Source organism: Roseomonas sp. 18066 (genome assembly GCF_902706185.1).
Lineage (GTDB): Bacteria > Pseudomonadota > Alphaproteobacteria > Acetobacterales > Acetobacteraceae > Pseudoroseomonas.
Genome location: NZ_CACSJM010000238.1, coordinates 1 through 6,275 on the forward strand (window position 1 = coordinate 1; position 6,275 = coordinate 6,275).

Annotated in this window: 6 protein-coding genes; 3 read left to right on the forward strand and 3 right to left on the reverse strand. The window is 70.5% G+C overall.

Features of this window, described 5'->3' with window-relative positions; all coding sequences use genetic code 11:
- Positions 1 to 443: LysR substrate-binding domain-containing protein (locus GVN67_RS27665; protein ID WP_235035573.1), on the forward strand; the 443-nt coding region annotated here is incomplete at its 5' end.
- Here the strand turns inward: GVN67_RS27665 and GVN67_RS27670 are convergent.
- Genes GVN67_RS27670 through GVN67_RS27680 form a run of 3 tightly spaced genes read right to left on the reverse strand, consistent with a single transcriptional unit; the run spans position 440 to position 3,262 of the window.
- On the reverse strand, positions 440 to 1,327 hold the full coding sequence (locus GVN67_RS27670; protein WP_160000537.1) for a prephenate dehydrogenase/arogenate dehydrogenase family protein: 888 nt from the start codon (positions 1,325 to 1,327) through the stop codon (positions 440 to 442). The genes GVN67_RS27665 and GVN67_RS27670 overlap by 4 nt on opposite strands.
- Before the next feature lie 7 nt (positions 1,328 to 1,334).
- On the reverse strand, positions 1,335 to 2,402 hold the full coding sequence (gene hisC / locus GVN67_RS27675; RefSeq protein ID WP_160000538.1) for a histidinol-phosphate transaminase: 1,068 nt from the start codon (positions 2,400 to 2,402) through the stop codon (positions 1,335 to 1,337).
- 5 nt (positions 2,403 to 2,407) lie between these two features.
- Positions 2,408 to 3,262 carry a chorismate mutase gene (locus GVN67_RS27680; RefSeq protein WP_160000539.1) on the reverse strand — a complete coding sequence of 285 codons (855 nt, stop codon included), beginning with the start codon at positions 3,260 to 3,262 and terminating at the stop codon, positions 2,408 to 2,410.
- 219 nt (positions 3,263 to 3,481) lie between these two features.
- Between GVN67_RS27680 and GVN67_RS27685 the strand changes: the two genes are divergently transcribed.
- Together GVN67_RS27685 and GVN67_RS27690 are read left to right on the forward strand one after the other, a co-directional pair.
- Positions 3,482 to 4,642 carry a homoserine O-acetyltransferase gene (locus GVN67_RS27685; protein ID WP_408906372.1) on the forward strand — a complete coding sequence of 387 codons (1,161 nt, stop codon included), beginning with the start codon at positions 3,482 to 3,484 and terminating at the stop codon, positions 4,640 to 4,642.
- Between the two features lie 227 nt (positions 4,643 to 4,869).
- On the forward strand, positions 4,870 to 6,177 hold the full coding sequence (locus tag GVN67_RS27690; protein ID WP_160000540.1) for an MFS transporter: 1,308 nt from the start codon (positions 4,870 to 4,872) through the stop codon (positions 6,175 to 6,177).
- Positions 6,178 to 6,275: the final 98 nt, after the last annotated feature.

The following is a 6,275-nucleotide window of genomic DNA, read 5'->3' on the forward strand; positions in this document are numbered from 1 at the left end:
GGATCGCGGCGGGGTGGGCGGTTCGCGGGCTGGAGTCTTCTTTCTTCGCCCGCGACCGGCTGGTGGTCGTGGTGCCGCCGGATCGGGTGTTGGTTGAGCCAGTGTCGATTGCCGCGCTGGCGGGCGAAAGCTGGATCGGGCTGGCAGAGGGCAGCGCGCTGCAGGAGCATCTGGCCGCGCAGGGGGTGCCGCGGCTGCGGCTGCGCCTTGGCGGGTTGGATGCCGTGTGCCGGGCCGTGGCGGCCGGCGGCGGGGTCGCCGTGGTGCCTGAAGTCGTCGCCCGCCGGTTTTCGGTCGGGGTCGTTGCATTGCTTGACGACTGGGCCGTGCGCGAGTTGTTCGTGGTCGCGCGGTCGGTCGCTGGCCTCAGCCCTGCTGGTCTGGCCTTATGGCGCCAACTGACGGAAGGGGCCTGGGGAAACTCAGTTTCCCCAGACTCTTAGGCTTGCTTCAGCTCGATCAGGCTGCCGCGGATCTTCCGCCCGCGGCGGATGCGGTCTTCGATGAAGTTGGCTTCGCCCCAGCGGACGGCGCGGCCCAGGGCGTGGGCGTCTTCCGAGAAGCGCGCCAGCATTTCCAGCAGCGCCTCGCGGTTGTTGAGGAAGACGTCGCGCCACATGTCGACGTCGCTGGCGGCGATGCGGGTGAAGTCACGGAAGCCGGAGGCGGCGAATTTCAGCACCTGCTCGCGGGTTTCCTGGGCCAGGTCATCCGCCGTCGAGCAGATGGTGAAGGCGATCAGGTGCGGCAGGTGGGAGACGATGGCGACCACCTTGTCGTGGGTGGTGGGGTCCATGGTCTCGATCATGGCGCCGGCGCGGCGCCAGAGCTCTGCCACTTTCTCCTGCGCGGCCGGGCTGCCGTAGTCGCCGGGGGTCAGGATGACGTAGCGGCCCTGGAACAGGGTCGAAAAACCGGCGTCGGGGCCGGAATGCTCGGTGCCGGCCATGGGGTGGCCGGGGACCAGATCGACGCCCTCGGGCAGCAGGGGCAGCAGGTCGCGCAGGACCGAGCCCTTGGTGGAGCCGGTGTCGCTCAGCACCGCGCCCGGGGCCAGGTGGGGGGCGATCTGCGCCATGACGGCGGCGAAGCTGCCGACGGGGGTGCAGAGGATGACGGCGTCGCAGCCCTTCACCGCCGCGGCGGCGTCGACCTCGACGACATCGGCCAGGTCGAGCTCCCGCAGGCGGGCGGCGACGCCGACGCCGTGGTCGCAGGCGACCAGGGTGCGGGCGATGTCGCCGCGCTCGCGGGCCATGCGGGCCAGCGAGGAGCCGATCAGGCCGAGGCCGATCAGGCAGAGGCGGTTGAAGAGCGGCTCTGCCATTCCAGCCTCAGGCGAAGGCGTCGATGACGAGCTGGCATTCCTCGGCGTCGCCGATGGTGATGCGCAGGCACTGGGGCAGGCCGTAGCCGGTCATGCCGCGGACGATCAGGCCCTTGGCCTTCAGCTTCGCGTCGGCCGCCTTGGCGCCATCCGCCGTGCCGAAGTCGACCAGGATGAAGTTGGTCTGGCTGGGCTGGACCTGGTGGCCGGCGGCGGTGATGGCGGCCGAGACGCGGCCACGCCACTCGGTGTTGTGGGCCACGCATTTCTCGACCCAGCCTTCCTCGCCGAGGGCGGCGACGGCGGCGGCCTGGCTGGCGGCGGCGACGTTGAAGGGGCCGCGGACGCGGTTCAGCGTGTCGACGATGTCGGCCGGGGCGTAGCCCCAGCCCACCCGCATGCCGCCAAGCCCAAAGATCTTGCTGAAGGTGCGCAGCATGATGGTGTTGCCGGCAGAGTCCACGATCGCCGCACCCGCGTCATAGCCCGGGGTGGTGACGTATTCGGCATAGGCGCTGTCGAGCACCAGCAGGATGTCGTCGCGCAGCCCGGCGCGCAGGCGGACCATCTCGGCCTCCGGCAGCAGGGCGCCGGTCGGGTTGTTCGGATTGGCGATGAAGACGATGCGGGTGCGCGGGCCGACGGCGGCCAGCATGGCGTCGATATCGGCGAAGCCGTCCTTCTCGGCGACCTTCAGCACGCGCGACCCGGCATAGCGGCCGGCGATGTCGTACATCATGAAGCCATAGGCCGACATGATGATCTCGGTGCCCTCGCCGCCATAGGCCAGGCAGAGATGGGCGATCAGCTCGTCCGAGCCGTTGCCGCAGACGATGCGGGCCGGGTCCAGGCCCCAGCGGCGGCCGAGCGCCTCGCGCAGGGCGGTGGCACCGCCGTCGGGATAGCGATGGGCGTCGCGGGCGGCGCGGGTGATCGCCTCGATGGCGGCCGGCGGCGGGCCGAAGGCGCCCTCGTTGGAGGAGAGCTTGATGATGCGGTTGACGCCGGGGATCTTCGACTCGCCGCCGACATAGGGCTCGATCGAGAGGATGGTGGGGCGCGGCAGCACGGTCATCGGGCTTATTCTTCCGGCTCGGGCTCGGCATAGGCGCCGAGGATCTGCAGGCGGGGGAAAGGCAGGCCGGCCAGGCGCGGATCCTCCTCGGCGAGGAAGCCCTCCACCTCGACCAGGGCCATCGGCGTCGGCGCGTCGCGGCGGATCATCCAGCGCGGCGGCAGGCCGACGCCGGTGAGCGCCGCGGCGATGCGGGCGCGGGACTGCTCGGGCTCCGGCTCGATGCGCAGCAGGCTGCGGTCGCGCCCCGTCGCGTCGGGGACGAGGGCCGCCACGGCATAGGCCTCGGGCGCGGCCAGCACCGCCTCGGCGGCGCCATTCGGCTCGGGCGGCGCCAGGAAGGGCAGGCCCGCGACGATGCGCAGCCGCGGCGTCTCCATCTGGGTCCACCAGGCGGCCTCGGGCTTCTCGCCATCCTGCGGCGCCGGCAGCACGGCGACGGCGGCCTCGCCGGAGGCGACGCTGGCCAGGGCGCGGTTGGTGGTGGCCTGCAGCTTCAGCGGCGTCAGCAGGCCGAAATGGGCGCGGGCCAGGCGAACGCTGGCCGAATCGGCATTGCCCTCGCCCTGCACCGCGGCCACCGCGAAATTGCCCTGCTGCGCCAGGGAGGAGGCGATGACCTCCCGCCACAGGCGGAACAGCGCGGCGCGTGGCAGGGCGCCCTGGTGGCGGGCCAGCAGGCGGCGCAGGATCAGCGCCTCCCGCCCGGGGCGGAAGGTGGCGGCGCCGCCCTTCACCCGGCTGGCGGCCATATGGGCGACGATATCCGCCCGGCGCATCAGCAGGTCGTGCAGCGAATCGTCGATCCGGTCGATCTCGACGCGCAGGGAGGCCAGGTCGGGGGGGGTGATGTCGGGCATGGCGGAGGGCCAGCTTTAGAGCGGTGTCGGGCCGCCGCCAAGCCACAAGCGCGGCCCGAAAGCGAGCTGAGGCGCGACTTTCCGGGGCTTGCCTTTGCCGCATCGGGGTTACGCGGCTCTTTTTCGCAGCGCAATATTTTCGCGAGAACCGGCCGGCATGGACCTGGCGGGCGGTGCCGCCTATGTCTGGCGGCCGATCGACCAAGGCGGAGCCGAGCCGTGAGCGAGACCCCGGGCCAGAACCCCTCCCCCGCCGGCGAGGCCGTGGCGCACCAGGCGGCGCATTTCCCGGAAGGCCTGGCGCTGGATTGCGGAGCGCTGGTGGCGCCGCTGGACGTGGCCTACCGCACCTACGGCACGCTGAACGCGGCGAAGACCAATGCGGTGCTGGTCTGCCACGCGCTGACCGGCGACCAGTACCTGGCCGAGCCGCATCCGGTGACCGGCCGGGCCGGTTGGTGGCAGGCCATCGTCGGCCCGGGCCGGCCGCTCGACACCGACCGCTTTTTTCTGATCTGCGCCAACGTCTTGGGGGGGTGCATGGGGTCGACGGGGCCGGCCTCGCCCATGGCGCCCGGCAGCGACAAGCTCTGGGGGACGGATTTCCCCAATATCACCATCCGCGACATGGTCCGCGCCCAGAAGAAGCTGGTCGACCACCTGGGCATCGACCGGCTGCTGGCGGTGGTCGGCGGCTCGATGGGGGGGATGCAGGTGCTGGAATGGGCGGCGACCTTCCCGCGCGCCGTCTTCGCCGCGGCGCCGATCGCGACCGCCCCGCATCACAGCGCGCAGAACATCGCCTTCCATGAGGTCGGGCGGGCGGCGATCCATTCCGACCCGGACTGGCGGTCGGGGCGCTACTGGGAGGAGGCCGGGCTGATCCCGGCCAAGGGCCTGTCCGTCGCGCGGATGGTCGCCCATATCACCTACCTGTCCGAGCAGGCGCTGACCCGGAAGTTCGGCCGCCGGCTGCGCGGGGCGCCGGCCCTGACCTTCCTGGAGGATGTCTTCGAGGTGGAGAGCTACCTGCGCCACCAGGGCAGCACCTTCGTCCGCCGCTTCGATGCCAACAGCTACCTGACCATCACCCGCGCCATGGACTTCTTCGATCTCGCCGAGGCGCATGGGGGGGAGCTGTCGGGGGCCTTCCAAGGGACGCCGACGCGGTTCTTCGTGGCCAGCTTCAGCTCCGACTGGCTGTTCCCGACCAGCGAGAGCCGCGCCTTGGTGCGCGCGCTGAACCGGGCGGCGGCCAATACCTCCTTCGTCGAGATCGCCTCCGACAAGGGGCATGACGCCTTCCTGCTGGAAGAGCCGGATTTCCACGCGGCGCTGGGCGGCTTCCTGAACGGGGCCGCCGAACGCCTGGGCGTCTGAGGCCTTTCGATCCGCCTCCGAAAATAGTCTGCCTCTGGCAGCAAAAATAAGGCCCCTGCGCAAGCTCGCAGCCGGCAGCGCGGGGCTTGCCCTCAGCCCTGCCTCTGGTGCATTGCAGCATCCATCAGAAATGGCGGGTCATCGCGATTTTGCGATCTAAAATTACCCGACACCTGGGATGCCGCGCAATGAACGCGCATCCACCCCTCTCCGAGCATGGCGGACCGATGACCGAGCGCAGCACAAACCCCTCCACCCTGACGCGGCAGGACCTGCGCACCCTGACCCTCGCCTCGCTCGGCGGGGCGCTCGAATTCTACGACTTCATCATCTTCGTCTTCTTCGCCGCCGCCATCGGCAAGCAGTTCTTCCCGGCCGACACGCCGGAATGGCTGGAGATGGTGCAGACCTTCGGCATCTTCGCCGCCGCCTATCTGGCGCGGCCGCTGGGCGGGCTGGTCATGGCGCATTTCGGCGACAAGGTCGGCCGCAAGCGCATGTTCACCCTCAGCGTCTTCCTGATGGCGATCCCGACCCTGCTGATCGGCCTGACGCCCACCTACGAGACGCTGGGCTATGCCGCGCCGCTGCTGCTGCTGGTCTTCCGCATGATGCAGGGTGCTGCCATCGGCGGCGAGGGCCCGGGCGCCTGGGTCTTCGTCTCCGAGCATGTGCCGGCCCGGCATATCGGCCTGGCCTGCGGCCTGCTGACCGGCGGGCTGACCGGCGGCATCATGCTGGGCTCGCTGATGGCGACCGCGATCAACACCGTCTTCACCCCGGCCGAGGTGGTCGGCTACGCCTGGCGCATCCCCTTCATCCTGGGCGGCGTCTTCGGCTTCGGCGCCATGTATCTGCGCCGCTTCCTGCACGAGACGCCGGTCTTCGAGGAGATGCGCCGCCGCCGGCAGCTGGCCGAAATGCCGATCAAGGCGGTGCTGAAGGACCATCGCCGCGGCATCGTCGTCTCGATGCTGGTGACCTGGATGCTGACGGCCGCCGTGGTGGTGGTGATCCTGCTGACGCCGCGCCTGCTGCAGCAGCTGCATGGCTTCACCCCGGCCCAGACGCTGCAGGCCAATCTGGCCGGCACCTTCACGCTGACCGTCTGCGCCATGCTCTGCGGCTGGCTGATCGACCGCTTCGGCGTGGTCAAGGTGGCGGTCATCGGCATGCTCGGCCTGATCGCCTCGACCTATCTCCTGTACGTCGGCGCCGGCGCGCGGCCGGAGCTGCTGGTGCCGCTCTATGCGCTGGCCGGGGCCTTCGTCGGCGTCATCAACGTCGTGCCCTTCGTGATGATCCATTCCTTCCCGCCGGCGATCCGCTTCACCGGCGTCTCCTTCTCCTACAACGTCGCCTACGCCATCTTCGGCGGGCTGACGCCGCTGCTGGTCTCCGGCCTCGTCGCCATCGACGGCATGGGCCCGGCCCATTACGTGGCGATCGTGACGCTGATCAGCCTGGCCACCGTCATCGTCAACGCCCGGTCGCGCCGTGGCGTGGCGGCGCCCCAGGCTGTCGCCGCCGAGTGAGCCGACCCGGCCGGCGCCCCTGACCCGGGGGCGCCAGCCAGCGTTGGCAGCGCTGGCGGAAACAGGATAAGCCGGCCCCCATGGCCGCCCTCCCGCCC